Origin of the sequence: Planococcus sp. CPCC 101016, assembly GCF_007859295.1 — a bacterium.
Classification (GTDB): domain Bacteria; phylum Bacillota; class Bacilli; order Bacillales_A; family Planococcaceae; genus Planococcus.
This window is the reverse complement of sequence record NZ_VOHB01000003.1, coordinates 186,052-202,945: the sequence shown is the minus strand read 5'-3', so window position 1 is coordinate 202,945 and position 16,894 is coordinate 186,052. Positions and strand designations below refer to the sequence as shown.

Annotated in this window: 16 protein-coding genes; 8 read left to right on the top strand and 8 right to left on the bottom strand. The window is 43.1% G+C overall.

Annotation, left to right across the window (positions count from 1 at the left end; translation table 11 throughout):
* Positions 1 to 28 precede the first annotated feature (28 nt).
* From FQV26_RS13065 to FQV26_RS13050, 4 genes are all read left to right on the top strand, one after another.
* On the top strand, positions 29 to 1,027 hold the full coding sequence (locus FQV26_RS13065) for an SPFH domain-containing protein (protein ID WP_146557985.1): 999 nt from the start codon (positions 29 to 31) through the stop codon (positions 1,025 to 1,027).
* 187 nt (positions 1,028 to 1,214) lie between these two features.
* Positions 1,215 to 2,807, top strand: a complete 1,593-nt coding sequence (gene dcuS / locus FQV26_RS13060; protein WP_146557984.1) for a DcuS/MalK family sensor histidine kinase — start codon at positions 1,215 to 1,217, stop codon at positions 2,805 to 2,807.
* 5 nt (positions 2,808 to 2,812) lie between these two features.
* The gene (locus FQV26_RS13055) at positions 2,813 to 3,520 is read left to right on the top strand and encodes a response regulator (RefSeq protein ID WP_315898444.1); all 708 of its coding nucleotides are present in this window, start codon (positions 2,813 to 2,815) and stop codon (positions 3,518 to 3,520) included.
* Positions 3,521 to 3,716: 196 nt separating this feature from the next.
* Entirely contained in the window at positions 3,717 to 5,027 is a 1,311-nt protein-coding gene (locus FQV26_RS13050; protein ID WP_146557982.1) for a 2-hydroxycarboxylate transporter family protein, read from the top strand.
* A gap of 60 nt (positions 5,028 to 5,087) precedes the next feature.
* Here the strand turns inward: FQV26_RS13050 and FQV26_RS13045 are convergent, their stop codons facing one another.
* The 5 genes from FQV26_RS13045 to FQV26_RS13025 form a co-directional block, all read right to left on the bottom strand.
* The gene (locus tag FQV26_RS13045) at positions 5,088 to 5,573 is read right to left on the bottom strand and encodes a DUF2975 domain-containing protein (RefSeq protein WP_146557981.1); all 486 of its coding nucleotides are present in this window, start codon (positions 5,571 to 5,573) and stop codon (positions 5,088 to 5,090) included.
* A 54-nt stretch (positions 5,574 to 5,627) separates the two neighbouring features.
* Positions 5,628 to 5,852: a helix-turn-helix domain-containing protein gene (locus FQV26_RS13040; RefSeq protein WP_146557980.1), complete on the bottom strand. Its 225-nt coding sequence runs from the start codon at positions 5,850 to 5,852 to the stop codon at positions 5,628 to 5,630.
* Between the two features lie 10 nt (positions 5,853 to 5,862).
* Positions 5,863 to 6,342 carry a DUF2975 domain-containing protein gene (locus tag FQV26_RS13035; protein WP_146557979.1) on the bottom strand — a complete coding sequence of 160 codons (480 nt, stop codon included), beginning with the start codon at positions 6,340 to 6,342 and terminating at the stop codon, positions 5,863 to 5,865.
* Between the two features lie 220 nt (positions 6,343 to 6,562).
* Complete coding sequence (locus FQV26_RS13030) at positions 6,563 to 7,738, bottom strand: DUF2812 domain-containing protein (protein WP_146557978.1); 1,176 nt, start codon at positions 7,736 to 7,738, stop codon at positions 6,563 to 6,565.
* Positions 7,735 to 8,067, bottom strand: a complete 333-nt coding sequence (locus tag FQV26_RS13025; RefSeq protein WP_186759926.1) for a PadR family transcriptional regulator — start codon at positions 8,065 to 8,067, stop codon at positions 7,735 to 7,737. Before FQV26_RS13025 ends, FQV26_RS13030 begins: the two co-directional genes overlap by 4 nt.
* 165 nt (positions 8,068 to 8,232) lie before the next feature.
* Here FQV26_RS13025 and FQV26_RS13020 point away from each other — a divergent pair, with 165 nt between their 5' ends.
* The 4 genes from FQV26_RS13020 (at position 8,233) to FQV26_RS13000 (ending at position 13,129) form a co-directional block, all read left to right on the top strand.
* The gene (locus tag FQV26_RS13020) at positions 8,233 to 8,787 is read left to right on the top strand and encodes a TetR/AcrR family transcriptional regulator (protein ID WP_146557977.1); all 555 of its coding nucleotides are present in this window, start codon (positions 8,233 to 8,235) and stop codon (positions 8,785 to 8,787) included.
* Positions 8,788 to 8,896: 109 nt separating this feature from the next.
* Positions 8,897 to 10,234 (top strand): MATE family efflux transporter, encoded by a 1,338-nt coding sequence (locus FQV26_RS13015; RefSeq protein ID WP_146557976.1) that lies wholly within the window; start codon positions 8,897 to 8,899, stop codon positions 10,232 to 10,234.
* Positions 10,235 to 10,462: 228 nt separating this feature from the next.
* Positions 10,463 to 10,897 (top strand): YndM family protein, encoded by a 435-nt coding sequence (locus FQV26_RS13010; protein WP_146557975.1) that lies wholly within the window; start codon positions 10,463 to 10,465, stop codon positions 10,895 to 10,897.
* Between the two features lie 1,104 nt (positions 10,898 to 12,001).
* The gene (locus FQV26_RS13000; RefSeq protein WP_146557974.1) at positions 12,002 to 13,129 is read left to right on the top strand and encodes a M20 peptidase aminoacylase family protein; all 1,128 of its coding nucleotides are present in this window, start codon (positions 12,002 to 12,004) and stop codon (positions 13,127 to 13,129) included.
* A gap of 268 nt (positions 13,130 to 13,397) precedes the next feature.
* Here FQV26_RS13000 and FQV26_RS12995 read toward each other — a convergent pair whose 3' ends face one another.
* The 3 genes from FQV26_RS12995 to FQV26_RS12985 all read right to left on the bottom strand — a co-directional run bounded on the left by FQV26_RS12995 (position 13,398) and on the right by FQV26_RS12985 (position 16,707).
* On the bottom strand, positions 13,398 to 13,709 hold the full coding sequence (locus FQV26_RS12995) for a hypothetical protein (protein WP_146557973.1): 312 nt from the start codon (positions 13,707 to 13,709) through the stop codon (positions 13,398 to 13,400).
* Between the two features lie 305 nt (positions 13,710 to 14,014).
* The gene (locus tag FQV26_RS12990; protein ID WP_146557972.1) at positions 14,015 to 15,379 is read right to left on the bottom strand and encodes a YjiH family protein; all 1,365 of its coding nucleotides are present in this window, start codon (positions 15,377 to 15,379) and stop codon (positions 14,015 to 14,017) included.
* Positions 15,376 to 16,707 (bottom strand): sigma 54-interacting transcriptional regulator, encoded by a 1,332-nt coding sequence (locus FQV26_RS12985; RefSeq protein ID WP_146557971.1) that lies wholly within the window; start codon positions 16,705 to 16,707, stop codon positions 15,376 to 15,378. Before FQV26_RS12985 ends, FQV26_RS12990 begins: the two co-directional genes overlap by 4 nt.
* Between the last annotated feature and the right edge of the window lie 187 nt (positions 16,708 to 16,894).

The window sequence follows — 16,894 nt, the reverse complement described above, 5'->3', positions numbered from 1 at the left end:
GATCGAACCGAAGGAGGGAAACAACAGAATGGGTTTTTTCAGCAGTCAATTTTCAGATGTAGTGGAGTGGGAAGAATTCAGAGATGACATGATTTTTTGGAAATGGACTAATAACGAAGTCAAAAAAGGCAGCCGACTCATTATCCGTCCTGGCCAAGATGCTATTTTCATCAACAACGGCAAGATAGAGGGAATCTTTGAAGACGAAGGCGAGTACGATATCGAATCGGAAATTGTACCGTTCTTGTCGACATTGAAAGGGTTTCGTTTCGGCTTCAATAGCGGCATGCGCGTCGAGGTATTGTTCGTCAACACCAAAGAGTTTACGGTCAAATGGGGGACGCAAAACCCGATTAATATTCCTGCACCGCAGCTGCCTGGCGGCATGCCGATTCGGGCGAACGGCACTTTCCAGTTTAAGGTCAGCGACTACGTTGGTTTGATCGACAAGATTGCAGGAGTCCGGAGCAGCTACCTGGTGGACGATGTCAAAATTCGCATCACCGCGATTCTGGATCAGCTCCTCATGAGGTGGATCACCAAGGAAGGCAAGGACATGTTCAACCTGCAGGCCAATGCGCATGAAATCGGCCAAGGCATACAAGATGACTTGAACATGCAACTTATGGACAACGGCATGAAAGTCACCGGCTTCCAGGTCATGAGCTTTAATTATCCGAAGGAAATTCAGGACATGATCAATAAAAGCGCATCACATGGCATGGTCGGCGATGTAGGGAAATATCAGCAGATTTCAGTGGCTGACGCCATGGGCAAATCATCCGGATCCAATACGGCTTCCGACATGGCTGGCATGATGATGGGCATGAACATTGCCAAAGAAATGATGGACGGCCAGAAGCAAACGGATACCGGCAAACAACAGGAGGCATCCAGCGTAGATTCCGGCGCTCCAGCTGCACAGAACGATGCAGGAGATCAGACGGCACCTAAATTCTGTCCGAACTGCGGTCAGAAAAATGAAGGCTCCAAGTTCTGTCCGAATTGCGGGCAGAAGCTGGGTTGAAGGATATGAAAACCGTTGTTGGGAAGAACTTCCTAGCAGTGGTTTTTCTTTTGTTCAGTTTAAAAAGCCGCTTCTTTCACTCCACATATATAGTAGAATAGCAGAAGGGTTTGGCGCAGCTTTGACGGAAGATTGTCATCCGTAAAAGCTGCGCCAGCGAGCGATAACAGGAATGGAGCGGCAAGGAATGAATGTACCGAGATTTAAACTGAGTTCCATCATTATCTTCTTCATCTGTCTGGTGGTGCTGGTATCGCTGTCGATCACCATCCTCCTGATCACAGATACGACGAGTGAAAACATAGAAAGTCAATTGGAAGAAAAAGCGGCGACCATTTCACGGATTGTTGCAGAGTCGCAAGTTGTGCGAGATGGTTTGACATCCCAAACTCCAGAAGAAGACATTCAGGAGTATGCGATGACCATACAGGAAGCGACGGATGTACTCTTTATTGTCGTTATGGACATGGAAGGAATCCGGAAATCACATCCAATTGCTGAACAGATCGGAAAACCTTTTGTCGGCGGCGATGAACAACAAGTGCTGTTAGGAGAATACTACACTTCCAGGTCAGAAGGGACGCTTGGGGAATCCCTGCGTTCGTTTTCTCCTATCCTCGATAATGAGCAAAGCCAGATCGGTGCGGTAGCAGTCGGTATTTCACTGGATAAAGTCCAATCTTCGATTCAACAAAGCCAATTCAAAATCTTGATGGGGTCTGTCATTGGCTTAGTGATTGGCATTCTGGGCGCATTCTGGCTGGCCAGGTATATCAAGAAAAGTTTGTTTGGTTTAGAACCGTATGCAATCGCACGCATTCACGAAGAGCGGAACCAGATGCTGCAGTCTGTCCACGAAGGAATCATTGCCATTGATGCGGATTCGAAGATTGTGCTGGTCAACAAATCAGCGAGACGGATTTTTCAAAAAGCTGGGTTGTTGGACAAGGAACCGGTCGGTATGGACATCAGTGAGTTCTTGCCAGGTGCGATGTTGGATCACAAACAGGCGGATTTGGACGAAGAACAGAATTTTAATGGCGTTTCTGTGATTTCAAATCGGGTGCCGCTTGTAGTGAATGATCAAGTCATCGGAGCAATCGCAACATTCCGGGACAAAACGGAAGTCAACGAATTGGCTGAGCAGCTGACGGGCATTCAGCTTTATGCAGATACGCTGCGTGCACAATCCCATGAATTTATGAATCAGCTGCATGTCTTGCTTGGCATGATAAAGCTTGAGGAGTATGGACAGGTCAAGCAGTTTATCACCAAATTGACTGATCATCAGGCCCATGAAGTCGGGACTGTTACGCAGCACATCAAAGATCCAATGCTTTCAGGTTTTATTATCGGGAAGATCAGCTATGCGCGAGAAGCCCGTGTCGAACTGACCATCAGCTGTGAAACAGAGATTCCCCAGGCGAGGGATCCGGCTATTGCCCATGAGCTTATTACCATCCTTGGCAATGTCATCGACAATGCGATTGATAGTGCGATGGATAGTGAGCGGAAGTCTGTTTTTGCCGAGTTTTCCTACGTGGATGAATTGTTGGAGATGACCATAGCGGATTCAGGACCGGGCATTTCTCCAGATATGCAGGAAACGATTTTTTCGAAAGGTGTTTCTTCTAAAAAAGGAAAAGACCGGGGGTACGGCCTTTTTCTCGCTAAAAACAGTGTGGAGAAATTGGAAGGTTCTATAGAAGTCATGTCAGGAACGGATGGAGCCGTATTTTCCATCGTCGTTCCTTATGAAGCAGGAGGTGGAAATACTTGATTAATGTGATGATTGTAGAAGATGATCCGATGGTGGCGCTCCTTAATCGACAATATGTTGAGCGCGTAGAAGGTTTTGCAGTGATCGGCCATGCTGCAGATACCCTAGAAGCACTCGAGCTTTTAAGTAGGGAAAAGGTGGATTTACTGCTGCTTGATATTCACATGCCTGGGATGAACGGCCTCGATTTTCTGAGCCAGCTTCGTGAGGAGAAAAAGGACTTGGATGTCATCCTCATTACCGCAGCTTCTAAAATCAGCCAGATCCAGCAGGCATTGAGGCTTGGTGCTGTCGATTACTTGATCAAACCGTTTGAATTCAACCGTTTCCAGGAAGCGCTGCAGCAATACCAAAACCAGCGGTATGGGCTGGATCATAAAAACAAAGTGGACCAGAAGGAGCTTGACCGGATGCTGCGGAAAAGAAACGAAGTACAGCAAGAGCTTTCAAGTTCTGGAACAATACCGAAAGGGCTGACGAAGACGACTTTAAAAAAAGTCATCGAAGTAATTGGGCAGACAGGGACAAATGCTTTTTCGACGGAACAATTAGCGGAAATGAGCAGCATTTCACGCGTATCGGTAAGAAAGTATTTGAAGTTCTTGACGGAAATCAATTACCTTGAAGAAAATCTCATCTACGGAATCGGCAGACCGATTTATCGCTACCGAGTTATCAAAACGAATGAGCATCACATCCGTCCTTATTTATGAAAGCAGCCAATCCGGCTGCTTTTTTTAATTACAATAAGTTCAATAATTTCACAAGCTATCTGTTTTCTGACTATTTACTTAAGATAAGTAGTAATCGATTGAAAGCGCTTTCCTATCTTTTGGAAATTCAATCACAAAACAGATAAAGCTGATGGGCTGGATGCGCCAGCTGGAAAAAGAGATGGAGTTGACAAAGATGGACAAAACAAAAAGACGCGTGCCGGAAGACATACCGATGAGAAAAAACTTAGGGACATTTTCGATTTTCAATATCCCGATTCTATGGTTCGGGATTTTTGCTGCAATTGCCATCTATGCAATGTATACAGATAATCTGCCAGCAGGCATGATCGGTGCATTGCTGATTATCATGGTGCTTGGCGAATTGCTTGGATGGATTGGAGACCATACACCGATTGTCCGCACATTTTTAGGAGGCGGTGCAATTGTGGCCATATTTGGTTCAGCCTATATGGTCTACAGCGGATTGATGCCTGAAACGACATCAACATTAATCACGGAATTCATGAAAGACGGGGACTTTCTGAACTTCTATATCGCCGCTTTGATTACAGGCAGTATTTTAGGGATGGAATCAAAAGTTCTGGTAAAAGCGGGCGTCCGCTATGCGCTGCCATTGCTTGCGGCGGTTGCAGGAGCGGTAGTCCTTGCTGCATTGATCGGCATGGTGCTTGGGTTCAGTATTCAGGATGCGGTTTTGGTCATTGCCATGCCGATTATGGGCGGGGGAATGGGAGCCGGTGCAGTGCCGATGTCCCAAGTCTACTCTGAAATGCTTGGAAATGAGCCAGGTTATTATTTATCGATTCTAGTGCCTGCACTGGCATTGGGTAATGTATTTGCCATCATTTTGGCCAGTGTATTAAATATTATCGGCAAGAAATATCCGAGTTTGACAGGCAACGGACAATTGATCAGAGGTTTTCATTACGAGAAAAAAGAAGCGCCGGAATACAATCTGGCTAAAATGGGCATTGGTGTTTTGGCCGCGGTATCGTTCTACATGTTAGGGAATCTGCTGGGTGACTTGATCCCATTGCATCCATACGCAATTATGATCATTCTTGTAGCAGGCTTGAAAGTGGCAAATGTCATGCCTGAAATCATTGTAGAGGGTGCAAGCCAGTGGTATGAATTTGTTGCAAGAAACTGGACCAATGCACTTCTGATCGGTATTGGGGTTGCTTATACAGATTTGGCAGCTGTCTTGAATGCGCTGAGCATTGAATATGTTCTCATTGTCCTTGCAGTCGTAGTAGGAGCAGTCATCGGTTCAGGGATTGTCGGAAAGTTCATGGGCTTTTACCCGATCGAAGCGGCAATTACAGCCGGTCTTTGCATGGCGAATATGGGTGGAACTGGAGACGTAGCTGTATTGTCCGCAGCACGGAGAATGGAATTGATGCCATTCGCGCAAATTTCTTCCCGTCTTGGCGGCGCCTTGATCTTGCTGCTGGCCAGTATATTCATTCCATTTTTCATCTAGTAAACAGAAAAAACCACTCACAAGATTTTTGTGAGTGGTTTTTTGCCTATGCTACCCATTTCAGACCGTCAACTCGTTTTCAGCTTTCATGCGGATTGCCTTGGCTGTGAGCTTTTCCAGAACTGCTGCAAAAGCGGAAACAGCACTTGAAGCAATAATTAAGATCGTGCTCATTGTGAACAGGCCAGCGATGTCACCGCCAATAAAAAAAATCAAGAATAACAATCCGGCAACAAAAATGCCAGCAGTGATCAAGGCACAGTACTTAATCATTTTTAAAGCGCGAACTGATTGAATTGAAAATTCCTGATTACGGCTGATAAAACTCAGCAGTTTAAAAGTTTGGTACAAGGCAGTGAAAAAGAGGCCGAACAACAGATAGGCAGACAGCAGGAAAGGGTATTGCAGATAAGCGGTTTCTGGATGGGCAGCTGCATCTCTGCTGGCCATTCCGGGAATGGTGAATAGGCAGAAAGCAAAAGCCAGTAGAGCAAGCAAAACAAGTACTGCCTTTAGAAAAATTAATGAAGCCTGTGCGGTTTTCATAAAAAACACCTCACTCGAAGTTCATTGGCTGAATCAAATAATATAAACCCTTGCTTATAAAGAGGGTTCATCCTCTTCGGGCCGGTATTCCAGAACGTCTCCAGGCTGACAGTCCAGGGCTTTGCAGATAGCCTCCAAAGTCGATAAGCGAACAGCTTTTGCTTTGCCATTTTTCAGGATGGACAGGTTGGCCATCGTGATGCCGACCCGCTCCGACAGTTCGGTCACACTCATTTTCCGTTTAGCCAGCATCACATCAATATTGATTATAATTGCCATATCATTCACCTCAGACCGTCAGATCATTTTCTGATTTTATTTCAATCGCATTTTCCAATAATTTTTGCAGAACTGCTGCAAAGACAGCAATAACTATAGAGCCGAATGTAATGACCAATCCAAGACCGCCAAGACCGGGTGCATCGTCGACCTGAGCAGTGTACAAAATGATCGGCAGACACAATAAGTACAGCGCAGTGATGGTGAAGGCGCAGTATTTGATGTTCTTAAGGGCTTTAACGGATTTATCCGAAAAAGCGATGTTCCGGTCGATATAGCCCAAAAGCTTCATCGCCTGGTACAATGCTACAAAATAGGCAATCGCCGTACCGTACAAAGAAATCAAAAAGACGTATTGCAAAAATGCCCATTTCGGCAAGATATCGCCGACGAACTGCGAAAGCGGAGGCACTACAAAGATGCATACTGCCACTACAGGAAGAGCCATAAGAAAAAGAACAATTTTTAAAAACAATGTTTCCCGCTTCATTTTTTTAGCACCTCGTTTATTTAAGATTAACTCAATTATAAATCAATATTTATCGAATTACAATAAATAAATATTGATTTAAGAATTAATATATTTCTTTTGACTGTATTTAAATCATTGGAGCGAAATGTTTAGAGTCCTTTGCTCTTTTTTATCGCATGTATTGGTCATGTAAAAAAGCACTGGGAACAGTGCCTTTTAATCTGTGGCTTTAAGTTGATTATGCTGTAATCTGTTTTCTTAATCGCATGTAATAAGTCCAGATCCGCACCAGGAAAGATCCGAAAACCCCAATACATAACAGGAAGATTGCTGTTCCCCAAGACAGCCATTCACCCGTTCCGTTTTGAGTGTTCAAGCTGTTGCTGAGATTAACTATATAAATAAGAATAAATGGCAAGAATAGAGCAGTATAAGTTAAAGCAAGTTTCCTAGCTTTCCTGAGTCGTGTTGGATCATCGCTGTAAAGCTGGGGACGTTCTTGCTCTTTTGCATATTCCTGACTCCAAATTGTCCATTTTTCAAGATTCGATAAAGAAGTGAAACGGCTGGTCCAGCCTGAGTCGCGGTGAATAGAAAAATAACTTGCAGATGGATTGCTCTGGCAATCAACCCGATAGACAATACGTCGAGGCTTGCCTTTGGTGAAATGAAAGATAGTGCCGAAATTATTAATATGGTGCAAATTAAACCCACGCAGCTCCATGGATTCCAGCCAGTTCTCAAGTTTATCAGGTGAATACATCCAGCTCAATCTCAATTTAGTTACCCAACGACCAGAGCGTTTTAAATCTGTAATATCCTGTTTTGAAAAACCCTCGCTTGAATCGTCTATTTCATTTGTTGGGTCATCTTCAAGCAGCCGGTTCGTTTTTGTTATTTTACAAATTGAATAGACAGCTAATGCAGTGAATCCCAATGCTGAACCCAAGAACAGGAATGTTAGTATCCAATATGGACTTTCTTCGATAGCGATTGAATCATCCTGCAGCCAGGAAGAAATCAGTGTTGAAATGTTTGCCAAAAGCATACCAGCCACATAAAACAAGAGTCCGTAAAAGATATACATGATTGTTCGGTTCCGTTTGACGATGGCGTCTCTGCTTGGTGAATTTCTAAGTGTCTGTTCGGGCTGGCTGTTTGCAATAATTTGCCATTTCCCGGTGGAAACAGCCGTTTTCCATCCCTCGATTTGAAGGGTTTTTGGCAGTATAGGGGATTTCAGCTTGTCATAAGAAATCCGGTAGACCTGAGTTCCGTCATCTGATTTATTAAAATGGAAGCAGCGGGTCCAACGGTTTAATCCGAAAACAAAAAATCCGCTATGCGCCATTTCTGCAAGCCATTGCTCCGTTTTAAGAATATCGAAACTCCAGAAAGGTCTGAACATTTTCATCGTTTAAAGTCCTCCTCATAAACTGCTGCGTTTTTATATAACTCTTTAATTCTTTTTATTTCTTCGTTTATTAATTGTTTTCCAATATCGGTGATCTCATAGAGTGTCTTCCGATGTTCATCGGCAAAAACAACAATAACTCCATCTTTCTGCATTTTAGTCAAAGTGCCATAAACTGTACCTGAACCAAGGCGGAGGCGACCGGCTGTAATTTCCTCTACATGCTTAACAATCCCATAGCCATGGCGAGGCTCATTCAAAGACAATAGAATATAGAAAGCTGTTTCAGTCATAGGCACATATTTTTTTAGCATTTTTTGAAGATCCAAAGTAGTCCCTCTTTTCTATATGTCACAACATGACTATATCACGTTGTGACATAATGAACCACTATTTTCCAAATTTTAAATCAGTTTAAATTAAATAGTAAAAGAACTTAGAGTTGAACTAATAAAACTATTAATGTATTATTGGTTTTTAGGAGGTGGATTTTAGTGAAATCACGAATCATACAAGCTTTTATAGAAGAGACCCGGACAAATGGAATCAAATTTACGATGGATGATTTGGCCAAGCGATTGGGAATCAGTAAACGGACGCTTTATGAAAATTTTTCATCCAAGCTGGAAATACTGGAATCCATTATTGATTTAACCTTGGAAGAACTGGAAAAACGTTCTCGCCAAATTTCCGAAGATGAGATGCTTAGTTTAAAAGAGAAGATTCAACAAACGATCAGCATCATGCCTCAATACAATGAATTCTTTGATTTACGCATACTGGAACAGCTGAAACGTTATTATTTTAAACAATGGGAACGCGTTGACCGGGAATTGCACCAGTGGGATGAATTGAAAAATCTCCTCGAGAAAGGAATGGAAAGTGGGCTCGTCAAAAAACAAAATATTGATTTATTGATGAAACTGATTATAGATGCAATTAATATTACGCTCGACCAAAAGTTCTTTTCCGATCACAGCATTTCGGTAAAAGAAGCGATGGAATCAATCACTGAATTGCTTTTATATGGCTTAATAAAAGAAGAATAGAGAAAAAACCTGCTGGCTGCTAATCGGCCAGTATTTCTTATAAGGTTAGAAAACTTAATAAACTAAAATAGTTTTAAAGTTTTAGTGGGAGAAGAAAGGATTATGCATTATGGAAAAACAATCTACAATCAATCGTTTAGATACAGAATCAGTTGGAAAATCATTTGCTCGATACTTGATTCCCTCAACAATTGGAATGCTGCTTATGGCCGTTAATATCGTGGCTGATGGAATTATGGTCGGAAATCGCTTGGGATCGGTTGCGCTTGGGGGAATCGGAATTGCCTCACCTGTTTACACGCTTTTTGTCGCCGTGTCATTATGGATTGGTGTCGGGGCGGCTACGCGTTTTTCTTCATTGATGGGCGCAAAGCGGACAGATGAGGCACACACCGTATTTTCGCATGCCATTGCTACGATTTTTATCGTTACACTTCTTATCGGACTTGTCGCGTTTCCGTTCCGCACCGAGCTTGCTTATCTGCTCGGTGCGAATGCCGATACTTATCCATATGTCGCTAATTATTTATATTTGATCTTATTATTTGGGTTTATTTACACGATTGAAAACACGCTCAGTATTATGGTCAGGAATGATGGCAGTCCAAACTTGTCGATGGTTGCCTTGATTGTTACAGCCGTATTGAACATCGCCTTGAATTTCATGTTTCTGTTTATGTTCAATTTCGGGGTGAAGGGAGCGGCTGCGGCGACCCTTATTGCAGCGTTTGTTGGGACCTTGATATTAGCCACTCATTTTTTAAAGAAAACGAATAACTTGCGATTTGTTCGCTTTAAATTTGATCGAAAGCTTCTATTTTTAATCGTAATAATTGGGTTTCCTAGCTTTTTATCTGAAGTGGGAATTTCTGTTTTCACCGTTTCACATAACGTAGTATTTGAACGCTTGGCTGGTACAAATGGCGTTTCTGCATTTGCGGTTCTAAATTATGTGCACAGCGTCATGCTTTTGGCATTCTTGGGGATGGGTTCTGCCATTCAACCGCTCGTCAGTTATTACAGCGGTTCGGAAGATAAAGAAAAAATGAAGAAGACTTTGCAATTAGCAATCAGTACGGTGCTTATTGCGGGAGGTGTCTTTTTCCTAATAGGACAATTATTTTCTGCTTCTATCGTCAGTCTGTTTGGCGATTTTCCGGAATCGGTCATCGATCTGGCCATTCCAGGTATCCGTTTGTTTTTCATCGCCTACTTATTCATGGGCATCAATTTTGTCATGATGACCTACTATCAATCAACTGGGAAAATCCGGATGGCAATTTGGATTACTGCCTCCAGGGAAATACTCTTGCTGTTGATTTTGCTTAGTATTCTTCCGATTGCTTTTGGTGTGACCGGGGCGTGGCTCGCCATTCCGGTTTCCGAATGCTTAGTCCTGCTGTCGATCTTTTACTATCAGAAAATATGGGGAAAGCCAATTTTATGAAGGATACTAGATAAGTCAATATATTAATAATTATCATAAATAGATTGAATAGAGGGGGAGAGAAGAGGCTGAGAACGGCATATTTTCTCCCTTTTCATTTTTGGAATTATACTTTTCAAAAAAATTCACTCTTCGATATAACAAAAAAATTATGGGAGAGGGTTAGCTTTGAAAACAGTTGGGTATATGTAATTTGAACCTAAAAATTAAACAAAGGAGGAGAATATCTTGAATCATGTAAAAGCTCTTATTATCAAATTTGTTATGATTGCCGCTGTTCTTTTGATTATCCTGACAGGGATTTATGATGTAGAGTTCGGTGATACGCTATTGATCAGCTTGGTTTTGACATTAGTGGCCTATGTATTGGGGGATCTATTGATTTTCCGTAAAACCGGAGACCGTTCGAACCATAACCGGGCAAACGATAACAACTCCGATCACACAAAACGCAATGCCATTGCGACAGTGGGCGATATTGTAACGGCCTTCTTGGTGATATGGCTGATGGGCGAAGCCTTGTTTGCTGACACCCAGGACCTGATGCAAGCTGCGATCATCTCTGCGTTGGTAATTGGGGCAGGAGAATGGTTCTTCCACAAGTACCTCGACCGCAATGTATTCCCTGAAAAGCACGACCACACAACTACTACAACTCGATGATTTATAAAGCTCTTAAATGAACTGACCCCAAAAATTTAGGCTGAAATATTAATAAATTTGCTGCACATGAGTTCGGTATTTTACCGGACTCATGTTTTTTAAATTCTACTTTATTTGTTGTCTATCGTTTTGGGTTTGGAATAGGATAAAGAGAGCAGGTATGGCTTTTGAAACTATCTCATCCTTCTGTACGTAAAGTATTTAAATACGGTAAGAGGAGAGGTAGCGGAATGGACTCCCATTCGGAATCATTACTAAAGAAGAACTCTGGTAAATTCAGAGAAATTTCTTTAAGGTTCGTGCTGAATACATATGGTGCTTTTCTTTTTTTAGGATTGCTGCTTTCAATTTTCACTCATAAAATCGAAGAAGTGACTGAATTTCTACTCTTTATTTTAATCAGCAGTGTAGTTTATTTTGTATTGTTGAATCTGTATTTTACAAGCGAGATTGTAAGAAAAGCAGTTTTTATCCTATTGTGCCTTATCGCATTGTTTAGCCTGTTAATGGTTTTTTATCTTCAACTTAATCCAGCAAGCTATTAAATAACCATACGTTTAATTATAAAATTTCTTTCAGGAAAAATAGTCTTATTGATAGGCTGGTTTTTTATGATGTAAAGGAGATCATAATGTTTCAAAAAGGGCAGGCTACACATTCAGTTAAACCCCGAAAATACATTCCGATCTTATATACCATTGTTTTTTTCGGTTCTTTTACGCATTTAATTGTCGATTTATACAACAACGAAACGGAAAGCATGGTTGGTAATAGTATGACAACCTGCTTTATATTCTCGTTATCGCTTTTTACGTGGATAATTTATAAAAAGCATTCTGCTCTATACAAAAAGACGAGAGCCTCTAAAAAATTTTGTATGAAGATGAATATATGATTAGTTAACAAAAGCCATTTTAACTTTCTTTACTTAAAATTTCTGCAATTGTTTCTATACTTAACTTCCTCAAGTAAAATTGATGACTAACTTAACCGACCCACTGCATTGAATATATCTGAATCGTATGATAATTTTAAATGGCATCAACACGAGTGTGATGCCATCGAGAAAGCAGTGAATACTCATTATAAAGGGGGCTGGATAAGATGAAAGCGATGATGCACGAAGTAAAACCGGTGGTGGAAAAGGTCTTTGAACATTTACACACTCATCCCGAAATCAGTTGGCAGGAAGTTGAAACCACCCGTTACTTGAAAGAGTTTTTAGAAGCGGAAGGATTTCAAGTAGAGGCATTTGAAGATTCAACAGGTCTTGTCGTTACTGTTGGAAGTGGTCGGCCATGCGTGGGCTTGCGCGCCGACATCGATGCCTTGTGGCAGGAAGTGGACGGGGAGTATAAAGCCAATCATTCTTGCGGCCACGATGCGCATATGACGTTGGCAGTCGGAACTTTACTGGTCTTAAAAAAAATGGGAATTCCGAAAAAAGGATCCTTGAAAGTGATTTTTCAGCCAGCAGAAGAAAAAGGGACTGGCGCCTTGTCGTTCGTCGATAAAGGCGTAGTAGATGATATTGACTATCTGTACGGAGTCCATCTCCGGCCAATTCAGGAATTCGGCAATGGCTATGCGTCGGCAGCTATCCTGCACGGATCAGCAAAAATGATCCGGGGAAACATTCAAGGAACTGATGCACACGGAGCCCGTCCTCATGAGGGGCAGAATGCGATTGAAGTGATGGCGCAGCTGGTGCACGCTATTCGCTCTATCCATGTCAATCCGATGATTCCGCATTCGGCAAAAATGACGATGTTCCAAGCGGGCGGAGAATCGGCCAATATCATTCCAGGAACGGCCGTTTTCAGCATCGATGTCCGTGCGCAAACCAACGAAGCGATGGATGTTCTATTTGCACACGTCTCAAACGCGATCGAGTCGGTTGCGGAACTGGCGGGAGTCGGCATTACATACGAAACAACGGCAGAGATTGCAGCTGCGGAAGTGGATGATACAGCCGTGTCATTCATGGCAAAAGCCATCGAAGAAACAGTAGGAGAAGAATTTCTCGTGCCGCCGATTGTCACACCTGGCGGGGAAGATTTTCATTACTATACATTGAAGCGTCCGTCGGTAAAAGCGACAATGCTAGGGCTAGGCTGTGATTTGGCACCGGGCCTTCACCATCCAGCGATGACCTTTAACAGGGATAGCCTGCTTACTGGCATCGAGATTTTGGCTCGTACAGTACAACATACATTTGAACAGCTCGAGTAAGCTTGTCAATAAACTAAATTAACGAAATAATCAGTATTCTTTGTTTTGTTTTTAATCAAATCGGAGTATGATAAGGGTAAGAGGAGGAGGAGTTCAAATGGAAGCTACCTTTGGTTTTGTGCCCATGCTCGTCCTTGCCGCCATCGTGATTGTGCTCATTGTGTCCTATTTCTTCTTCCATCACTGGGCTAAGTGAGTGCAAAACAAAAAGCCGCATGTCGACATGCGGCTTTTAATAGTGAATCTTAAACAATGGTTCCGGACCCGTTCATAAAAAGCTTAAGGCGAGGGCGGCTACAAGGATGACAACCGCAACTTTCCGGTTCGGAATTTTAAAGCGCGGCAAGCTGCCTTTAAATAGAGCGACAACAGCGATAATAACTGCAGCAAAGACAACTAGATTGATGATGCTGCTAATGCCGCCGCCAAAGAGTCCTGCCAATAAAATCACAGCAATCAGCAAGTAAACCGGCGTCACCAGAACTTTCTTCCATAAGTTATTCGATTGAAAACCTGGAAGGGTGCGGATGGAGCTTTTAAAATTAGGTTTCGGTCTTCCGAAACGATTAGGATTGTTCATTCGGATGCCTCCTCAGTTTTGAGTCTAAAGTGATGAAAAATCATCTATCCTAACATGTATGAGTTTCACTTAACTACATATATCTTTTCATTATGACAGAGTTCGAATCATCTTGATATGATTTTAAGGACAAGCATTACAACCATTAGTTGATGAACATATAGAGTCAAAAGAAAGGATGCTATATTCTCTTAATCTGCCATGAAATTTTATTTTGTATTTTGCAGGACTCGCCTTCATACTAGTAAGCATTCAGAAACAAAAAGCTCCACTCCCAGGTTTAACTTCCTGGGAATGGAGCTTTTTTATACAAATAGATGACCAAACAACACAAGAATTGGCAAAGTGATGATGGTGCGCAAAACGAAAATCACCGCCAGCTCCCAGAATTTCACCGGAATGTTCGAACGCAGGATCAAAATTCCGATTTCGGACATATAGATAATTTGCGTTAAGGAAACACCGGCTAATACGAAACGGGTCAACTCGCTTTCGATGCCGCTGCCTAGAACTGCCGGCAGGAACATGTCTGCGAATCCAACAAGAAAAGTTGGTGCTGCTGCAGCTGCTTCCGGCAAGCCCATTAAAGTCAGTACGGGAATCAGCGGGTAGGAGATGATTTGGAAAAGCGGCGTATACTCCGCCACAATCAATGCTACTGTGCCAAGAGCCATAACAAGTGGAATCAACGCGAGCCAGATATCCAGTACAGTTTCAATTCCAATCTGTGCCAATCTTTTCGGACTGGCAGCACCGGCTGCTTTACGGCGGGCTTCGTCGTAGCCCCATTTGAACACGGATACGCCTTCAGGGATGGCATCATCGATTTGTTTGCCGACCGGTGCGTAGTACTCATCCGTTTTTCGGGACAGCGGTGGAATACGCGGCATAATGACGGCTGCTACCAAACAAGCGACCGATACAGCCAGGTAAAACGGCAAAAACAAATGGCCGATGCCGACAACATTTGCGACGACCAAACTGAAAGCGACAGACGCAATCGAGAAGGTCGTAGCGATGACGGAAGCTTCACGTTGAGTGTAATAACCTTCGTCGTATTGCTTCATGGTTACAAGTACTCCTACAGGCGCGGCGCCCATCCAAGAGGCCATGGCATCAATCGAGGAACGGCCGGGCAACGTGAAGACCGGTCGCATGATTTTATTGACCAAGGTACCGACAAACTCCATTAACCCAAATTCCACCAATAAAGGCAGCAGGATACCGGCGAACAAGAACCAAGTCAGCAAGACAGGTGCCAAGTCATAAAGAACAACACCGCCCGTATTCCGTGAGGCAATCGCTTCAGGTCCAATTTCGTAAAAAGCCATGATGCCGAATGCAAAAGCGAGCACGCGGACAATCAGACCGAACGGGCCGTTGATGAATGTAGCACGAAGAAAAGGCGAGTTCCGGACGAAAGCTGGTTTGATGGCAGTCGCTGCTAAGCTGGCGATTGCTGAGAAGCCGAGCAGAATAACAATGAATGCAGGAATCACTTCGCCGAACGTGCTCAGCAAGAATGAAGCCAGGATGCCGACTCCGATGGTCACTTCGCCATTATAGGAGATCGGGCATAGGAATAATAAAGCACCGATAATAGATGGAATCAAAAACTTCCACGTATCTGCCGGTTCGATGGCTTTTTTCTTGCTTTGAATCATGGTCATGTAATTTTCCCCCCAGGTAATGTACTTGTGTACTTCTTCAGTTTACGGACGACCGATGGCTGGCTGATGCCCAGGACATTGGCCATCTCAGTTGTTGTCCGGTAGCGCTTTTGCGCATTCAACAGCACTTTCTTCTCGACGGACTCCAAAATATGCGGAAGCGTCTGGCCTTCAAGTTCAAGGCCGATGCGTTCATCCGAATCTGGTTGATAGGTGATGGGCAAGTCGTCGAGTGTAATAAGCGGCGATTCGCTTTCGATAAAGCTGCGTTCCAGTACATTGCGCAACTCGCGGAAATTGCCTTTCCAGGGCAGCTGCAGCAAATGGAAGTACAAGTCGTCGGAAATGGTTTTTTGTTTGTGATAGTTGTCATTCAACTCTTCTAAAAAACGGCTGATGGATTGACCTAAATCGTCCGGTCGTTCTCTCAATGGCTTTAGCTCGATTGACGCTAAATGCACTAAATAAAACAGGTCTTCCCTGAAATGACCGGAAGTGACAGCCTCTTCAATTGAAGTATGGGTGATCGCAATGACGCGGGCAGTATGAGACTGCTTTAGAATCTTGAACAGAGCCGCTTGTGATGCGGAAGACAGTTGATCAACTTCATTGAGCACCAACGTGCCTCCAGCGGCCAAACTCATGTATCCTTCATTATCCAAGCCTGTAAAGCTGATTTCGAATACCGATTCGGGTATGGCGCTGCAGTGGATTTCGATGAAAGCTTCAGCGCTTCGGCTGCTTCGGGAATGGATGAGCTTAGCCAAGGCGGTTTTACCCGTCCCGGATTCTCCTTGGATAACGACCGGCACTTCCAGCTGCGCCATTTTGATGGCCGTTTGGAGTGCGCGGATTGATGATGGACTTTCCATGATGCATCCTTCAACGTGAAGCTGCTGATTACGCAAATGAGCAAGCTCGCCTTTCACTTTGGACATTTCCGTTTCCAGGTTCTCCAAGTATTCCTTCATGACCATCAGCTGTGACATGTCGTAAGAATAACTGACAACAAATTCTACATCGCCATTATCGTTAAACAGCGGTATACCTGTGATCAGGACTTTTCTTCCGGATGGCGTGTTCTGGCGCAAAACAACTTTTTTCTTTTTCTTCAGCACCAGTGGGGTGATAGCAGGAGAAAAGATACCCGCCGCTTCCAAATCATAGACAGATTTTCCAAGCAGTTCTTCGGGTGTGACGCCATACTGCTCTCCACTGCGTGGGGAAACTTTGATAATGCGTCCTTCTCGGGTGGTGACAATAATATCTTCATCATAAGTTTCTATGATTTCTTCATCGGTATTGGGAAGCAGAAATAAAGTATTCATTATCGACTGGCCTCCGTTATTCATTCTTGTATAGACTATACATGATTGAATAATCAATTTACAAGGTAAATTTAAATTATTGTTAAATAGCTTTAAGTTATTTCTGGTTTTGCAAAGAGACTGAATGAAAAGATAATAAGGTTAGAAATATAAAATTTATCATTCTTATAAGCTAAGAAGTATATTT